The organism is Pseudocolwellia sp. AS88 (genome assembly GCF_030551755.1).
GTDB lineage: Bacteria > Pseudomonadota > Gammaproteobacteria > Enterobacterales > Alteromonadaceae > Pseudocolwellia.
In genome coordinates this window covers 1-16,818 of sequence record NZ_JAUPEC010000003.1, presented here as the reverse complement: position 1 = coordinate 16,818, position 16,818 = coordinate 1, and the positions used below count along the sequence as shown (strand labels likewise).

14 protein-coding genes and 1 pseudogene are annotated in these 16,818 nt (G+C 35.2%); 3 read left to right on the top strand and 12 right to left on the bottom strand.

What is annotated here, in order from left to right; all coding sequences use genetic code 11:
* Nucleotides 1-76: 76 nt before the first annotated feature.
* Nucleotides 77-1,336, bottom strand: coding sequence for a transcription termination factor Rho (gene rho / locus Q5N69_RS02910; protein ID WP_304367351.1), 1,260 nt, complete (start codon nt 1,334-1,336; stop codon nt 77-79).
* A 256-nt stretch (nt 1,337-1,592) separates the two neighbouring features.
* Between rho and rhlB the strand changes: the two genes are divergently transcribed.
* Nucleotides 1,593-2,855, top strand: a complete 1,263-nt coding sequence (gene rhlB, locus Q5N69_RS02905; protein WP_342866535.1) for an ATP-dependent RNA helicase RhlB — start codon at nt 1,593-1,595, stop codon at nt 2,853-2,855.
* A gap of 6 nt (nt 2,856-2,861) precedes the next feature.
* Nucleotides 2,862-4,364: a guanosine-5'-triphosphate,3'-diphosphate pyrophosphatase gene (locus Q5N69_RS02900; protein WP_304367350.1), complete on the top strand. Its 1,503-nt coding sequence runs from the start codon at nt 2,862-2,864 to the stop codon at nt 4,362-4,364.
* A 21-nt stretch (nt 4,365-4,385) separates the two neighbouring features.
* Here Q5N69_RS02900 and hemB read toward each other — a convergent pair whose 3' ends face one another.
* The 6 genes and pseudogenes from hemB to tatA form a co-directional block, all read right to left on the bottom strand.
* The gene (gene hemB, locus Q5N69_RS02895) at nt 4,386-5,393 is read right to left on the bottom strand and encodes a porphobilinogen synthase (RefSeq protein WP_304367349.1); all 1,008 of its coding nucleotides are present in this window, start codon (nt 5,391-5,393) and stop codon (nt 4,386-4,388) included.
* A 14-nt stretch (nt 5,394-5,407) separates the two neighbouring features.
* Nucleotides 5,408-6,925, bottom strand: a complete 1,518-nt coding sequence (locus tag Q5N69_RS02890; RefSeq protein ID WP_304367348.1) for a diguanylate cyclase — start codon at nt 6,923-6,925, stop codon at nt 5,408-5,410.
* Nucleotides 6,922-7,713, bottom strand: coding sequence for a TatD family hydrolase (locus Q5N69_RS02885; RefSeq protein ID WP_304367347.1), 792 nt, complete (start codon nt 7,711-7,713; stop codon nt 6,922-6,924). Before Q5N69_RS02885 ends, Q5N69_RS02890 begins: the two co-directional genes overlap by 4 nt.
* A gap of 97 nt (nt 7,714-7,810) precedes the next feature.
* Nucleotides 7,811-8,563, bottom strand: a complete 753-nt coding sequence (tatC, locus tag Q5N69_RS02880) for a twin-arginine translocase subunit TatC (protein WP_304367346.1) — start codon at nt 8,561-8,563, stop codon at nt 7,811-7,813.
* A 62-nt stretch (nt 8,564-8,625) separates the two neighbouring features.
* Nucleotides 8,626-8,916, bottom strand: a pseudogene (gene tatB, locus Q5N69_RS02875) (Sec-independent protein translocase protein TatB); the annotation flags it as partial.
* Nucleotides 8,917-8,918: 2 nt separating this feature from the next.
* Nucleotides 8,919-9,167: a Sec-independent protein translocase subunit TatA gene (gene tatA, locus Q5N69_RS02870; RefSeq protein ID WP_304367344.1), complete on the bottom strand. Its 249-nt coding sequence runs from the start codon at nt 9,165-9,167 to the stop codon at nt 8,919-8,921.
* A 96-nt stretch (nt 9,168-9,263) separates the two neighbouring features.
* On the opposite strand from tatA, the gene Q5N69_RS02865 reads away from it, so the two are divergent.
* Entirely contained in the window at nt 9,264-10,214 is a 951-nt protein-coding gene (locus Q5N69_RS02865) for a hypothetical protein (RefSeq protein ID WP_304367343.1), read from the top strand.
* 41 nt (nt 10,215-10,255) lie between these two features.
* On the opposite strand, the gene Q5N69_RS02860 is transcribed toward Q5N69_RS02865, so the two are convergent.
* The 5 genes from Q5N69_RS02860 to ftsY form a co-directional block, all read right to left on the bottom strand.
* A complete protein-coding gene (locus tag Q5N69_RS02860) occupies nt 10,256-12,865 on the bottom strand; it encodes an EAL domain-containing protein (protein WP_304367342.1) in 2,610 nt (869 codons plus the stop codon).
* Nucleotides 12,866-13,005: 140 nt separating this feature from the next.
* Nucleotides 13,006-13,869: an RNA polymerase sigma factor RpoH gene (gene rpoH / locus Q5N69_RS02855; protein WP_304367341.1), complete on the bottom strand. Its 864-nt coding sequence runs from the start codon at nt 13,867-13,869 to the stop codon at nt 13,006-13,008.
* 263 nt (nt 13,870-14,132) lie between these two features.
* Nucleotides 14,133-15,110 carry a permease-like cell division protein FtsX gene (ftsX, locus tag Q5N69_RS02850; protein ID WP_304367340.1) on the bottom strand — a complete coding sequence of 326 codons (978 nt, stop codon included), beginning with the start codon at nt 15,108-15,110 and terminating at the stop codon, nt 14,133-14,135.
* Nucleotides 15,100-15,801, bottom strand: a complete 702-nt coding sequence (ftsE, locus tag Q5N69_RS02845; protein WP_304367339.1) for a cell division ATP-binding protein FtsE — start codon at nt 15,799-15,801, stop codon at nt 15,100-15,102. Before ftsE ends, ftsX begins: the two co-directional genes overlap by 11 nt.
* Before the next feature lie 17 nt (nt 15,802-15,818).
* On the bottom strand, nt 15,819-16,818 hold a 1,000-nt coding region (ftsY, locus tag Q5N69_RS02840), incomplete at its 5' end, for a signal recognition particle-docking protein FtsY (RefSeq protein WP_304367338.1).

Sequence of the window (16,818 nt, the reverse complement as noted above, 5' to 3'; positions counted from 1 at the left end):
ACTTATATAAGAGAGTGCAATTTAAAAATGAAAACGCCAGCAATTATTGCTGGCGTAATAAACAAAAGATGAGGTGTTATTTTCTTTTCATTGAATCGAAAAATTCATTATTTGTTTTAGTCATTACTAGGTTATCAATCATGAATTCCATCGCATCGATCTCACCCATTTCGTGAACGATTTTACGTAAAATCCACATTTTTTGTAGTTCATCAGGCTTAGTTAGTAACTCTTCGCGACGCGTACCACTGCGATTAAAGTGAATAGCAGGGAAAACGCGTTTTTCTGCAATTTTACGAGACAGGTGTAATTCCATATTACCTGTACCTTTAAATTCTTCGTAGATAACTTCGTCCATTTTAGAACCTGTATCTACAAGAGCAGTAGCGATAATAGTTAAACTACCACCTTCTTCAATCTTACGTGCAGCACCAAAGAAGCGCTTAGGACGATGTAACGCATTAGCATCAACACCACCTGTTAGAATTTTACCTGACGATGGAATTACCGTGTTATATGCACGTGCTAAACGAGTAATTGAATCGAGTAAAATAACGACGTCTTTCTTGTGTTCAACTAAACGCTTGGCTTTTTCAATTACCATTTCAGCTACTTGAACATGGCGACTTGCTGGCTCATCAAAGGTAGAAGCAATAACTTCGCCTTTAACTAAGCGTTGCATTTCAGTCACTTCTTCCGGACGTTCATCAATTAACAACACCATTAATTCACATTCAGGGTTGTTATGAGCAATACTTTGCGCAATATTCTGTAATAAAAGCGTTTTACCCGCTTTTGGTGGAGCAACAATTAGTCCACGTTGACCTTTACCTATTGGAGAAGCTAAATCTAAAACACGTGCAGTTATATCTTCCGTAGAACCATTTCCACGTTCCATAACTAAACGGTCGATTGGGTGAATAGGAGTTAGGTTTTCAAAAAGGATTTTATTGCGAGAGTTTTCTGGGCGGTCTGAGTTAACTTCGTTAACTTTTAAAAGAGCGAAATAACGTTCGCCATCTTTTGGGGGTCTTATCTTTCCATGAATACTATCACCCGTGCGCATACTAAAGCGTCTGATCTGGCTAGGTGATACATAGATATCATCTGGTCCAGCTAAATATGACGAGTCTGCAGAGCGAAGGAAACCAAATCCATCTTGTAATATTTCTAAAACACCACCACCGAAAATATCTTCACCACTTTTAGCATGTGCTTTTAATATAGCGAAAATAATGTCTTGTTTACGAGTACGAGCTAAATGCTCTAATTTCATTTGCTCAGCTAACTTAACTAGTTCACTGATTGATTTTTCTTTAAGTTCGGTAAGGTTCATATTGGAGGTTCTTAAATATGTTTACGTTGTGATACAAAAATTATTTTTTGATAAACGATTTGGGTTGGGGGTTAGATTTTTCAGGTATTCTGAAAACTAAATTTAGCACTAAAATATAAATAGGTAAAGAAAGATCCTATGGATCAAGCTAATATTTAAGATATTGACATATAAAATCGAATATTTTAGCTTTTTTATCACTTTAAACGCTTTAATATCATTTTTTATTAATGTAGGAACCTGTTAAGCTAGCGCCATGAAAAAAACACATTTATCAGAAATAAAGTTCTCAGAACTTGATCTTGCGCCGCAAGTTATAGAAGGCCTCAATCAAATGGGGTTTGAATACTGCACATCCATTCAAGCTAAATCACTACCTGTATTAGTTAAAGGTACTGATATTGCTGGGCAAGCACAAACTGGCGAAGGTAAAACAATTGCCTTTTTAGCCGCAACATTCCATACCCTGCTTACCAACCCAAAACCAGATCATAATCAGCCACGTGCATTGATTATGGCACCTACTCGTGAACTCGCTATTCAAATCCATAGAGATGCTATTGAAATGGCGAAAGCCAGTGGCTTGCGTGTTTCTGTTGTTTATGGCGGTGAAGGCTATGAGTCACAACGCCAAGAGCTAGAGAGCGGTGTAGACATCCTCATAGGCACTTGTGGTCGTTTACTCGATTACTTAAAGCAAGGTATATATAATTTAGGTAACATTGAAGTTATTGTTTTAGATGAAGCCGATCGTATGTTCGATCTTGGTTTCATTAAAGATATTCGCTACATGTTCAATAAAATGCCACCTGCAACTCAACGTTTAAGCATGTTATTTTCAGCAACTTTATCATTTAGGGTTAAAGAGCTGGCGTTTGAACATATGAACGATCCTGTAAGCGTTGAAGTAGAACCTGATCAAAAAACCAATATACGCATTTCTGAAGAATTATTTTACCCTTCAAATGAAGATAAAATGAGCCTTCTTCAAACCTTAATTGAAGAAGAGTGGCCAGAAAAAGCAATTATTTTTGCAAACACAAAACATGTTTGTGAAAAAGTACATTCACACTTAGAAGCTGACGGCATTCGTGTGGGTTTATTAACAGGTGATGTACCACAGAATAAACGCTTAAAGATTTTAGAAAAGTTTACTAACGGTCAATTAGATATTTTAGTTGCAACCGATGTTGCTGCTCGTGGTCTTCATATACCAGCAGTTACACATGTTTTTAATTACGATTTACCTGATGATTGTGAAGACTATGTTCACAGAATTGGTAGAACAGGTAGAGCAGGCGCTTCAGGCCAAGCAATTAGCTTCGCATGTGAAGATTCTGTATTTAATTTGCCTGCAATAGAAACATACATTGAACATGCTTTACCTGTAAGTAAATATGATCCTGACTCATTACTTACTGACTTTCCAAAACCTAAGCCTATAGTACGTCGTCATAAGCCTCAAGGTAATGGTCAAAACAGAAATAGAAAACCGTATAATAAAGGTCCTAGGAATTAATTTTTTATGACAATGTCTCCTTTGTATGCTGTTATTGATTTAGGCTCTAACAGTTTCCATATGTTAATAACTCGTTTAGTTGCTAATAGTGTACAAACGGTAGATAGAGTAAAAAGAAAAGTTCGTTTGGCTTCAGGCTTAAATAATGAAAATGAGTTAAGTAATGAAGCTATGCTTCGTGGCTTAGAATGTTTAAATTTTTTTGCTGAACGCTTACAAGATATCCCACCTGACAATATCAGAATTGTTGCTACAGCTACTTTACGACTTGCAACAAACTCACAAGAATTTATCAGTAAAGCTGAAATAGTTTTAGGCCACAAAATTGTTGTTTTATCAGGTCTTCAAGAAGCTGAAACAATCTATTTAGGTGTAGCTCATACCAGTGCAAGTGAAGACAAAAGACTTGTTATCGATATTGGTGGTGCGAGTACTGAGCTTATTGTAGGTAATGCATTTGACGCTATCAAAGTATGCAGTGTCGATATGGGTTGTGTAACTTACAATCAGCAATTTTTTATTGGTGGTGAGCTTTCCAAAAACAATATGGACAACGCTAAAAACGCAGCTAAAGCTATGTTAGCTCCTATTGTTCATGAGTATAAAGACGTTGGTTGGCAATCAGTGCTAAGTGGCTCAGGAACTATTCAAGCGCTTGCTGAAATTCTACGTGCTAGCCATCAACCTGCAATTGTATCTTTACCTTTTCTCTACTCTTTAGAAACAGCCTTAATCAACAGCAAGAATATTGACAACATTGCTATCACAGGTTTAACAATTGAAAGACAACCGGTGTTTGCTAGCGGTTTAGCTATTTTAATTGCGATATTTGAAAGTTTAGATCTTATAGAATTACAACTTTCGAGCGGTGCACTGAGAGAAGGTTTGTTATACGAAATGCTTCCTGATATGCGCCAAATTAACATTAGACAACGTACTGTTAATTCTATTGCCGAAAGATTTCATGTCGATAAAGAGCATGCATTCCGCGTATCAAATCAAGCTCAGGTTATATTTGATATTTTTGCCCAGCAATTGCCTTTAGAAAAAGATAATAGTTTTAAATTATTATTAGCAAGCTGTGCATTACATGAAATAGGTTTATTACTTGAGTTTAAAAACCAACAAGAGCATGGCGCGTACATGATCGCGAACTCAGATTTACCTGGTTTTGATCAAGTTGATAAGCAGCTTTTAGCGACACTTATTCAATTACAAAAATCAAACATTGATTTGATTAAGCTAAAAGAACAAACCGCTACAAGCTATGAAAACGCCTGTTATTTATTAATAATATTAAGACTAGCAATTATATTCTGCCAAAGACGTAACGATAATGAATTGTCAGCCATTAATATTAATATTTCGAACAGAAATATTTCTTTTCAATTGCCTCAAAGGTGGATTAAAGCCCATCCATTAATTATTGATGAGCTTACACAAGAAAGCTTGTATTTGGGTGTGTTAGGCATGTCGTTGACTGTATTAGACGACCTAAACTTAGAATAGGTCGTTTTCAATATTTATTGGTTATTTTTCATTTAACCAATAAGCAACTTTCTTCGCAAAATAAGTCAAAATTCCATCCGCACCCGCACGTTTAAATGCAAGAAGACCTTCCATTACACATGGTTTTTCCTCTAACCAGCCATTTTGAATCGCAGCAACGTGCATCGCATATTCGCCACTCACTTGATAGGCATACGTTGGCACCTGAAAGTTATCTTTAACTCTTCTTACCACATCTAAATAAGGCATCCCGGGTTTAACCATTACCATGTCTGCACCTTCATGGATATCTTGTGCGACTTCGTGTAAAGCTTCATTACTGTTAGCAGGATCCATTTGATAAGTGAACTTATTACCACCTTTGATGTTACCTGCAGAGCCAACAGCATCTCTAAATGGGCCATAATAGTTAGAAGCATACTTAGCCGAGTAAGCCAGTATTTTAGTATTTACAAAACCTAGCTCTTCTAGCGCTTCACGTATTGCGCCTATTCGACCATCCATCATATCTGAAGGCGCAACAACATCAGCACCCGCTTGAGCATGCGATATGGCTTGTTTAACTAAAACCTCTTTAGTGATGTCGTTAAGCACATAACCATTGTCATCAATAATTCCATCTTGCCCATGAGTAGTGAATGGATCTAATGCAACATCAGTAATAACACCTAAACTAGGAAATTTTTCTTTTAATGCTCTCACAGCTCTTTGTGCTAAACCATTTGGGTTATACGCTTCTTCAGCCAGTAAAGACTTTGCTCCACTTGGAGTAACAGGAAAAAGAGCAATAGCTGGAATGCCTAAGTCTACAAGCTCTTGAGCTTCTTCAAGTAACAGATCAATACTTTTTCTTTCAACGCCAGGCATAGAATCAATCGTTTCTCGTTGATTTTCACCTTCTAAAACAAAAACAGGATAAATGAGATCATTCACTGTTAATTGGTTTTCAGACATTAAGCGTCGAGAAAAATCGTCTGAGCGCATTCTTCGTAAACGTCTAGCGGGATATTGACCAAATGTGTTGTTCATTTCTTTTACCTTAATTAAGACTTTATAGTTTCAGTCAGAATTTTTTTCTGGACCTGATTACGACCGTTATCTTTGGCTTTATACAAAGCTTGGTCAGCAGCATCGAATATTTCTGTTGGTGTAATATCGGGTTGCTGCCAATATGTACTAATACCACAACTTATAGTGATAGGTATTTTCTGATCACCATCAACAAATATTTCTGAACAGATTGAGGTTCTTAAAGTTTCAGCTAATGAAATAGCCCCTTTAGTATCTGTTTCTGGCAATATTAAACAAAATTCTTCACCGCCGTAACGACACCCTAAATCAGTTACACGACCTAAAATATCTTTGATTTTTTTCGCTACCCAAACTAAGCACTTATCACCAACAATATGACCATGCGTATCGTTAACATTTTTAAAATGATCGATATCAATAACAACTAAACTTAATGGAGTTAGATTACGACGACTTCGTCGATACTCTGCTACAATTTTTTGGTCGTAATAACGTCGATTATAAAGGCCGGTTAACTCATCTAATGTGTTTTTCTCTTCTAACTCTTTATTAGCTTCTTCAAGCTCCTGAAGGGCAATATTTAGCTCTAATGTTCGTTCCTGTACTCTACTTTCAAGTTTCTCTTGATTTTCTTCTTTTAAGATAAGTAAATCTTCTTGTGCTTTTTTAGACTTTTGTAAACTAGCTAAAGCTCTTTGCTCAGCAATTTCTTTATCTTGGATCTGATAGTAGTAACCTCGGCTAAGCATAAATACAGTAAAACAACCGCTTAGCCAAAATGAAGAGGTATATAAATAAGGTGAATCTTGGTAGACATCAGTATTCAGGTTAAATAAAGCAATAATCTTGAGTAAATCAATTATTAATTGGGCAAACACGAAAGCAGCAAATAACACAGATAATCGCTGGTTTTTTTGTATCAACTGAACCGCAGCAGCTAATAGCAACAAACCGACAGCAAGCTCGATAAAAACACTTAACTTAAAGCTCACTTCTATCGGTAATATAAAGCAAACAGGTAAATACAAAACCAAAGCCCAAGAGGTTGATTTAATTAACCAATATGTTTTTTTCGATTCTTTTTTAATATGAAAAATTAATAAAGCAAACCACATCAACATCAATTTAGACAAAATAACCAATAACGGTATATCAAAATCAAATAATGTATAAAATCGACTAGCACCAACCTCTAATACATAACCTAGTAATAAGGTCAGTATAATAGCTCGAATAAGAAAATAACCAGATAAAAGTAATACTGCTCTTTGGCCATTAGCTAAATAAATAAGGAGCATTGAAAAAGTAAGGGCAAACGCAGAACCAATAGCTAAACCATCGGTTAATAATCCACGTTTATCTAAGGCATCTGTAGTATTGGAAGGTTCGATTAAATAAGAATAAGCAAGTATATTTTCTTTAACGTCTGCATAATGAAAACCAATAACATCCTCTGTCATGAAAATAAAAAACATGATTGATATGAAACTACAGAATATACCAGCAATAAGAGCTAATTTTTGGTTCATATATTATTCCCTAAACCAAATACATGCCGTGCATTTTTATTAGTTTGTTTAATAATATCTTGCTCAGAATAATCAGTTAACTTAGCTATTTCTTTAACAATGTAAGGTAAATAGCTCGGTTCATTTCTACTGCTTTTAGGTTTAGGTCTTATTGTTCTAGGAGTTAAATAAGGAGCATCGGTTTCTATCATTAATCTATTTAAGGGTATTTCTCCGATAATATCTCTTAAACCTTGTCCTCTTCTTTCATCACAAAGCCATCCTGTTATCCCTACATACATATCGGCTTCTAAGCATAAACGTAATTCATCTGAAGTCCCGGTAAAACAATGAGTAACTAAAAAAGGGATGTGTTCAATATGAGGCGTTAACAAATCAAACCATTCGGTAAATGCATCTCTTTGATGCAAAAACAAAGGTAATTGCAACTTTTGAGCTAACTCGATTTGTTCTTTAAATACATTCTTTTGATTTGTTGGCGAAGAGAAGTTTCGATTAAAGTCTAAGCCACATTCGCCAATTGCTTTAACCGCAGAGTACTTTGTTAGCTCTTCAAGATTCTCTAAATAGTTTTCAGATACATTATCAGCATCATGAGGATGAACTCCTGCAGTACAAGAAAGGTAATCAGGATATTGTTGACAAAGGGCTAATGCTTTTTGACTTTCAACAATATTGGTTCCGGTCACCAATAAATGTTGGATATGATTTTCTTTCGCTCTTGATATGACTTCATTTAAGTCTTTTTCAAAACGAGAGTTAGATAAATTCACACCAATATCAATCAAAAAAGCACCTGCTGGTATACGAAATTTATAGTTTTATTATATTCAATAAGTAAGTAATGTTTATATTACTGAACAATACTGTTTATTGCACATGTATCTATTGCTCTTGATCTGTCTCATCACTTTCTTCTTTATAATAAAAAGAAGCAATAAAAACACCTACTTCGAATAATATCAGCATTGGGATAGCTAACATAGTTTGCGAAATAATATCTGGAGGTGTAAGTAGCATACCAACAATAAATGCACCTACAACAATGTAAGGCCTTTTAGTTCGTAAGCTTGCCGGTGAAGTGAAATTAGTCCAACACATTAAAATGATCGCAATAGGTATTTCAAAAGCAATACCAAAAGCAAAAAACAGTTTTAATACAAAATCTAAATAACTGCTTATATCTGTTGCAATAGTTACTCCTTCTGGAGCTACAGAACTAAAAAAAGCAAACACTACCGGAAACACCACAAAATAAGCGAAAGCGATGCCTCCATAAAATAACAAAGTGCTACCAAACATCAGTGGAGCAATAAGTCTTTTCTCATTTTTATATAAAGCTGGGGCAACAAACGACCATATTTGAAAAAGTATGTAAGGCATTGCAATGAAGAGTGACAATACTATAGTTAACTTGAAAGGCGCAAATAACGGAGACGCAACATCTGTTGCAATCATTTGTGAACCTAATGGCATAGTTGCCAATAAAGGTTCAGCAACATAATGATAAATATCTTGCGCAAAATATATTAAACAACATAAAACGACCAACACACCGACAACTGATTTTAATAATCTTGTGCGCAACTCGAGAAGATGATCAAATAAAGTGAAGTTATTTTGGGTAGGTGAACTCATTCGTTATTCTTTTTAGTAGGTAAAGGGTCTGATTCAAGCTTCTTTGCTTCTTCACCTATTTTCTGAAAAGGCTTATTCACCATGTCTGCAGCTTCTTTTAATGATTTAACAGATTCTGCAATCTCTGGAGATAAATTCTCCATATTTGAATTTTCGGCTTTTTTCAAATTGGTATGAAGTTCATGAATACGTAATTCTTCAGTGAGCTCAGTTTTAACATTATCACTCACTCTTCGAATGTTTGCTATCCAGCCTCTAACTGTTCTTATTGCCACAGGTAAACGCTCTGGGCCTAAAACAATCAAGCCCATAATTCCAATAAGTAAAAGTTCCCAGAAGCCAATATCAAACATAATTAAGCTTGGTCTTTATCTTTTTTTTCTGCGGTTTCTTTTATTTCATCATCTGCTGCAGTTTTATTAGCAATTGCATCTGAACTTTCAGCTTCAGTTGTTTTATTTGCTTCATCATCTGTTACTGCTTTTTTAAAACCTTTAACCGCAGAACCTAAATCTCCGCCTAAATTACGTAATTTTTTTGTTCCAAATAATAATACAACAATCACTACAATAATTAATAATTGCCAAATACCTATATTACCCATGAAAATTCACCTATGATTTAAATAGAGTTATTATAAAGTTTTAGTTATAAAAAGCACTCTTTCTTGCATTAATTTTATCAAGGAACCTCAAGTTTGATGAAAAACATTTATATGTTTTTTCTATTTTTTTTCAGTTTTACTTCTATAGGTAACGCCACAGAAGAAATAGAAAAGCGTTCTACGGAAGAATATGAAGAAGAAACTCCATGGATTAACGGTTTCCATTCAGCTGTTTCTGATTCGGTTTATATGTCTGCAGCATGGTTTGATGAATTCTTTACTGAAGAAGGGAGTGTTCAACAAAATCCAAAAGTAAACGCAAAGATCAGACTAGAGTGGCGTCCTAGAAGCAGAGATTGGGATGAAATAAAAGCAAGATTCAGAGTAAAAGTAAAACTGCCACATTTTAAAAACAAAGTAGACTTAATTTTATCTGACGAAGATGAAGCGGATCAATCTCAATTACCCTTAGAAACGACTCATATACAGCCAGAAGAAGAAAAATTTTCCGCTTCACTTCGTTACATGCACACTAATAGTAAAAATAAATATACTGATACTCGATTAGGTATTTCTGGCGGCGATATATTTGTTAGAGCACGCCATAAACGTTACTTTAATTGGAGTGAAAATAGCGCATTCAAAGTTGAACCTTCAATTTTTTACTTTTTAGGGGATGGGTTTGGTAGCAGATTATTACTTGAATATAATTTTCAAGAAGATCAAAAAACGCAATATAGAATAAATTATAGTATTGAGGGTTCTGAATCTTTCAGTGGTATTCGTTGGAAACACGGCTTATACAGATTAAAACATTTAGATGAAAAAACAGCATCCGTCACTTCTTTCCAAGTTGAAGGTGAAAGAAATGGAGAACGTGATTTTGTGGTAGATAATTATACTTTAAGTTATCGATACAGATTTAACGCATACAAGAAATGGCTCTTTTTCGAAATAGAACCTTTTTTAGAATGGCCTGAAATAGAAAACTACACAACAACACCTGGTATTGCATTTAGGGTAGAAGGATATTTTTATAAGGGATAAAAGTTGTTATTAGAGTTTGATTTTTATGAAAAAACCTAAAATCACCCATTACTTACGTTAACTATTTTCTCTTCAAATTGCTTGATAAGGCTCGGGCGACTAATATGATAACCTTGACCAAAATCACAACCAACGCTTCTTAATTTCTCTAATGTTTCGGCACTTTCAATACCTTCAGCTACTAACCTATAGCCAAAGTTACTACCTAATTCGTGTAATGCTTTGATCAGCGATAAGTTTTCATTTTCGAGATTTAAAGAATGAATAAAACTTCTATCGAGTTTAATAAATTCAAAAGGGTAACCATGTAGGAAGTTAAGCGATGATAAACCTGCACCATAGTCATCAAGAGCTAACTTAACACCAAATTCTTTTAATTTTTTCAAACCTTTTAAAGCAAGTTCAGCGTGTTGTGAGAATGCCGACTCGTTAAACTCTAAAATAAGACGATGAGGTTCTACTGTATTGTCACCAATTAACTTGATCAGCTTAAACAGCTGATTTGATTGTGTTAAATGTCGACCTGACAAATTAATACCAATAAAAATATTTTTGTATTCGAGTGAAGATTGCCAAGTTTTTAATTGGGCACAAACATCTTCTACAACCCAGGTCTCAATATCTAAAATCATACCTGTTTCTTCAGCCATGAAAAGAAATTCGCTAGGTGTTAACAAACCTTTTTTAGGGTGGTTCCAACGTAATAACGCTTCAAAACCAATTATTTTAGTATTTTCTAGATCAGATATTTGTTGATAGTGAAGTTCAAACTGGCATTCTTTTATTGCGACTCTAAGCTCTTGCTCTAGTGTCATGCTTGCAATAAGTTGCTCTCGCATACTATCATCAAAAAATACATAACGACCACGACCTAAGCTTTTAGCTTGATACATCGCAGCATCAGCATCACGGAGTATTTCATTGGAGTCTTTGTAATTACTGCTGCACATGGCAATACCAATACTTGCATTAGAATGTACGGTATGACCTTCTAACTCAAAGCCTGCAGCAACTTTATTGATAATTCGACTAGCAACTTCTTCAACATCATCTTCTGACTGCAACGAATCAAGTAAAATAACAAATTCATCACCACCTAGTCGCGCTAAAATATCGTTATCTCTTACGCAGTCACGCAGCCGATCAGCAATTTCAATTAAGAACAAATCACCAGCATGATGACCTAAAGTATCATTGATCATTTTGAAGCGATCTAAATCTATAAATAATAATGCTGATTGATGCAGAGGATGGCGCTTTAAATGACGTAAAGAATAACCCAATCTATCAATTAACATAGCTCGATTAGGCAGTTTAGTTAATGCATCATGATGTGCGTCGTAATATAACTGAGCTTCAGCTTTTCTTCTTTCTTCAATTTGCATACGCAGATTCAAGTTAGTGCTTTGTAATTCTTTTGTTCGTTCATCTATTGCCTGTTCAAGAGCTTCATTATTCTTTTGAATTTCAGTTTGTGTTCTTATTCTGAGAATTGTCGTAGCTATATGCTGACTAATAAACTTAACAAGATCTAAATCACTTAATTCATAAGCATTTACATCTTCGTAGTGATAAACAGCAAAAACACCAAAAGCCACACCTTGATCAACTAAAGGTGCGCCTAACCAAGCTTTCGGTAATTTATTTTTTAAAGCTTTCGGTTTATAACGTTGCTCATTTTTCGGTGCAACTTCTACAAGTGTTATCACCTTATTATCTTTCATTAAATAAGGCTCTGTAGATTCAATGACTAATTCGGTGAGGCCATCTGAAAATGGTCTAGACTCAGCAATATCATGGTATTCATCTTTATAATAAGGAAAGTCTATCCACTGATTGTTTTGAGAAGTTAACGCGATATAAAAGTTATTAGAAGGGATGAGAGTATTAATTTCTTGATGCAATACTTTATAGAATGACTCTAAATCAGTTGTCGTTGCTGTTATTTCAGAAATAGATAATAAGGCTTTATGAATTTTTACTGCCTTTTGACGTTCAGCAATTTCTTTTTGGAGCTTTTCATTGGTTTCAGTGAGCTTTTGAGTACGTTCTATAATATTTTTTTCTAATAATTCTCGACTTCTAACTCTATCGATAGCGGTCACTAAATGTTCCGCAATAAATTCTAGTAATTGAGAATCTCGAGTGCTAAAAATTATCTTCTCTTCATAACTTTGAAGAGCAATAACACCAATAACTTGATTGCCTCTTTTAAGAGGCACACCTAACCAATCCAGGCATAGGGTATTGTGGACTATGTTATTATTTTTGCTGAACTCGTCAATTTCTTTTGCATTACAACGGATCGCTTTACCTTGTGTAAATACCAAGCCTGTTAAACTATTTTCCCAACTTTCCCGCTCTTGTATCTCGATAAGTTTTTTTTCATTAGGATTGTGAGAATAGGCGAGTGAGAGGTTTTGTTGGTTATTAATTAAAGTAATATGAAAGCTATCTGTTACCAGTATAGTTTTAATAATTAATTGCAGTTCTGCATAAAAAGAATTCATATCAGTTACTGAACTCGCCAACTCTGAAAGTTGTAATAGTCCAGACTGTATTGTTCTAGCTTGACGATACTTTTTAAGTAAAGATTTTAATTTTGGTATCTGACGTGCTGCTAGTATGCTTTCATTCGCATTCACTGGCATCAAAAATTACCTATGTTATTAATATTATTGTTAGGTTTTTATTTTATATGTAAAGTCCTTAATTTTTAGGGCTTTACAATCAATATCTGTATTAACAAGAAAACCGACATAAGTCGGTTTTCTTCATCGTATTAAATAGGTTATGCCGCCATAGAGGTTTTTAACTTATTTAATGCGTTCTTTTCTAATTGTCTAACGCGTTCAGCTGATATTTGATATTTATCTGCCAAATCTTGCAATGTAGTTTTATCCTCACTTAACCAACGAGTGCGAATAATATGCTGACTTCTATCATCTAAACATACTAATGCATTACTTAATCGTTTGTTTGCGTGGTTGCTCCAATCATTTTCTTCAACAGAATCTGCTAAATCAGAAGATTTATCTTCTAAGTATTGAGCAGGTGAAAAACTTGAAGCGCTAGCATTATCATCGTCATCAGTTGAAAGTTCAAATGCTTGGTCTTGGTTACTCATACGAGACTCCATTTCAAGCACATCTTTCTTGGTTACGCCTAATGTTTCTGCTACGTTTGAAACTTCATCATTACTAAACCAGCCTAAACGCTTTTTATTTTTTCTTAAGTTAAAAAATAATTTACGTTGTGCTTTAGTTGTCGCAACTTTAACAATTCTCCAGTTACGTAATACAAATTCATGAATTTCAGCTTTGATCCAATGTACAGCAAATGAAACAAGTCTAACGCCAACTTCTGGATTAAAGCGTTTTACTGCTTTCATTAAACCAACGTTACCTTCTTGAACAAGATCAGCTTGAGCTAAACCGTACCCGGCATAACCTTTAGCAATATGTATAACAAAACGTAAATGCGACATGATAAGATCTTGTGCTGCTTTTAAATCGTTATCATTATATAAACGAGTAGCTAATTCTTTTTCACGCTCTGCTGTAAGCATAGGAATGCTATACGCAGATTGCATATATGCTTCAATACTTCCACTTTGTGGGACAGTAAGTGCTGTAGTTTGTATAGAATTACTCATCTATTTTCTCCGTAATACTTTATTCCTCGCGATTTTAACATTACTTTCATACTAATCGCGATAATTTAAATAATACATTAACGTAACTAAGTGGGCGATACAACAGGCTATCACAACTTTTACAAGTAAAAATGTATATAATTGTTACTTTAGATCAACTAATACCAAATTGATTAATTGTTCAAAATGATCAAGTCGTTATTATAGACCTTGATAATAGCAACTAAATTACAAAAATTTAAAAACTATAATGAGTAGAGTGATTAATCAGCTGTTGGTTCAATTGATTTTATATGTTTACGAACAGAAATATAACTACCTGAAAAACCAAGTATAACTGCGCAAAGTATTAAAGATATTGATTCTGAAAACGTCAAGCCCTCTAATATAAAGTTACTATGATACAAAGCGGTTAAGTCTTGCATAGCATTAGACAAGTATGAACCAAGAACATAAACACAAAAACAAGCTACTAAACCACCTAATATGCCATACCATATACCAGCATATAGAAAAGGTCGCTGAATAAAGGCATCGGTTGCCCCTACTAACTTCATTATGGCGATTGCATCTTTTTGATTCAAAATAGCTAAACGTATAGTGTTGCCTATAATCAAAACCACGGATAAACATAATAGTAATGCTAATCCAACAACGATATCTTCAATCAGTTTAGCCATTGTTTGAAGCCTTGTTAGCCACTCTAAATCAAGTTTTCCTTGCTCGACTTCTCTTTCTTGCTCTAATTTTAGTAATAAATCTCCTGCCGCTTCAGCTTGGCTAGCTCGCTGTGTGGGAGTAACTAAAACAGTCGCCGGTAAAGGGTTATCGTCTAAGTACTCAAGTGCATCACCAAAACCTGAAAGTACTTTAAATTCTTTTAGAGCTTTATCTGCTGAAATATATTTAACACTGGCAACATCGGTATAAAGTGAAATTCGTTGCACCAATTGCTGAGCTGATTTTTCAGATACAGATAACTTTAAGAATAAGGTGATTTCTGATGCAGAATCCCATTGTTCAGTAACTGTTTTGGCATTTTTTACAAAAAGGTGCAGAGTGGCAGGTAAAGTTAAGCTGATACCTAATACTAAGACGGTCATAACTGAGGTAAAAGGAGTGCGCCATAAATCGCCTAAACTACCAATACCTTGCTGAACATGGCGAATAACCCAACCAGCGAAGCGCGCAGAAAAACCTAATTTATTAGAAGGGCGTGCAAAGTGACCATTATCTTGCATCTTGGTTTCCTTGCTTTTGTAAACCTTCGATTAGGCCATCGTTGATCATGGTGCCTTGCTTTAAGGTAAGTGTGCGATATTTCATTCGGGCAATTAAACCTAAATCATGTGTCGCTATAAGCACAGTTACTCCAAAATCATTAAACTCTTCAAAAAGCTTGATAATGTCGAGTGATAATTTAGGGTCTAAGTTACCAGTGGGCTCATCGGCTAATAAGATTGGAGGTTTGTTAACAAGCGCTCTAGCGATGCCAACTCTTTGTTGTTCACCGCCCGATAACATATTAGGATAATATTTAAGTTTATTTTGCAGATGTACTTTTTCTAAAGCTGCTTCTACACGTTTACGTGTTTCTTTTAAGCTACAGCCTTCAATTATTAAAGGTAAAGCAACATTATCAAAAACAGTACGGTCCATTAACAGGTTATGATTTTGAAAGATCATACCTATATTACGGCGAGCGTAAGGAATATTTTCATATTTGATCCGCGACAAGTCGGTGTTATTCAGCTCAACGGTGCCACTTGTAGGTTTTTCCATTAAGCACATTAATTTTAATAATGTACTTTTACCTGCGCCAGAATGGCCAGTTAGAAAAACCATCTCTCCAGTGTTTACTTCAAAACTCACATCTTTCAGTGCGATGAATCCACCAGGATAAGTTTTACTTACATTGTCAAAACGGATCATAAATTATGTTTGCTCAGTTAGCCATCGTGAGAAAATAAAGCATCGATAAAGTCATCACCTTTAAAAGGTCTTAAATCATCAATACCTTCTCCAACGCCTAAATAGCGAATTGGAATATTATGTTTATCTGCAATAGCAAAAACAACACCACCTTTAGCAGTACCATCAAGCTTAGTTAAGGTTAAACCTGTTAACCCAACAGCTTTATCAAATAGGTTAGTTTGGCTAAGTGCATTTTGTCCAGTACCTGCATCAAGTGTTAGCATAACTTCATGAGGTGCATTTACATCAAGTTTTTTCATTACTCGAACGACTTTCTTGAGTTCTTCCATCAAGTGATCTTTATTCTGTAGTCGACCCGCAGTATCAGCAATAAGTACATCAACGCCTTTGGTTTTAGCAGAACTAATAGCATCAAATATCACCGAAGCACTGTCTGCACCGGTATGCTGAGCAACAACAGGAATATTATTGCGCTCACCCCAAACCTGTAATTGTTCAACGGCGGCAGCCCTAAATGTATCGCCAGCAGCTAACATAACAGACTTGCCTTCAGCCTGGAATTGTTTCGCAAGCTTACCAATCGTTGTAGTTTTACCTACACCATTTACGCCGACCATTAAAATAACGTAAGGTCCATTACCTTTAGGTATTACTAATGGTTGGGTGACGGGTTCTATAATTTTTTTCAGCTCAGCCTTTAATAAATCATATAAGGCTTCAGCATCTTTCAACTGGTTTCTAGATGCACTTGCCGTTAAAGAATTGATAATTTTAGTCGTTGTATCAACTCCAACATCAGCTAATAACAGATGTGTTTCTAATTCTTCAAATAACTCGTCGTCAATTTTTTTGCCGCGAAATAAACCAAATATTCCACCACCTAAATTTTGGCTAGTTTTTTTCAAGCCTTGCTTTAAACGTGCGAAAAAACCACGCTCTGGCTCTGGCTCTGGCTCTGGCTCTGGCTCTGGCTCTGGCTCTGGCTCTGGCTCTGGCTCTGGCTCTGGCTCTGGC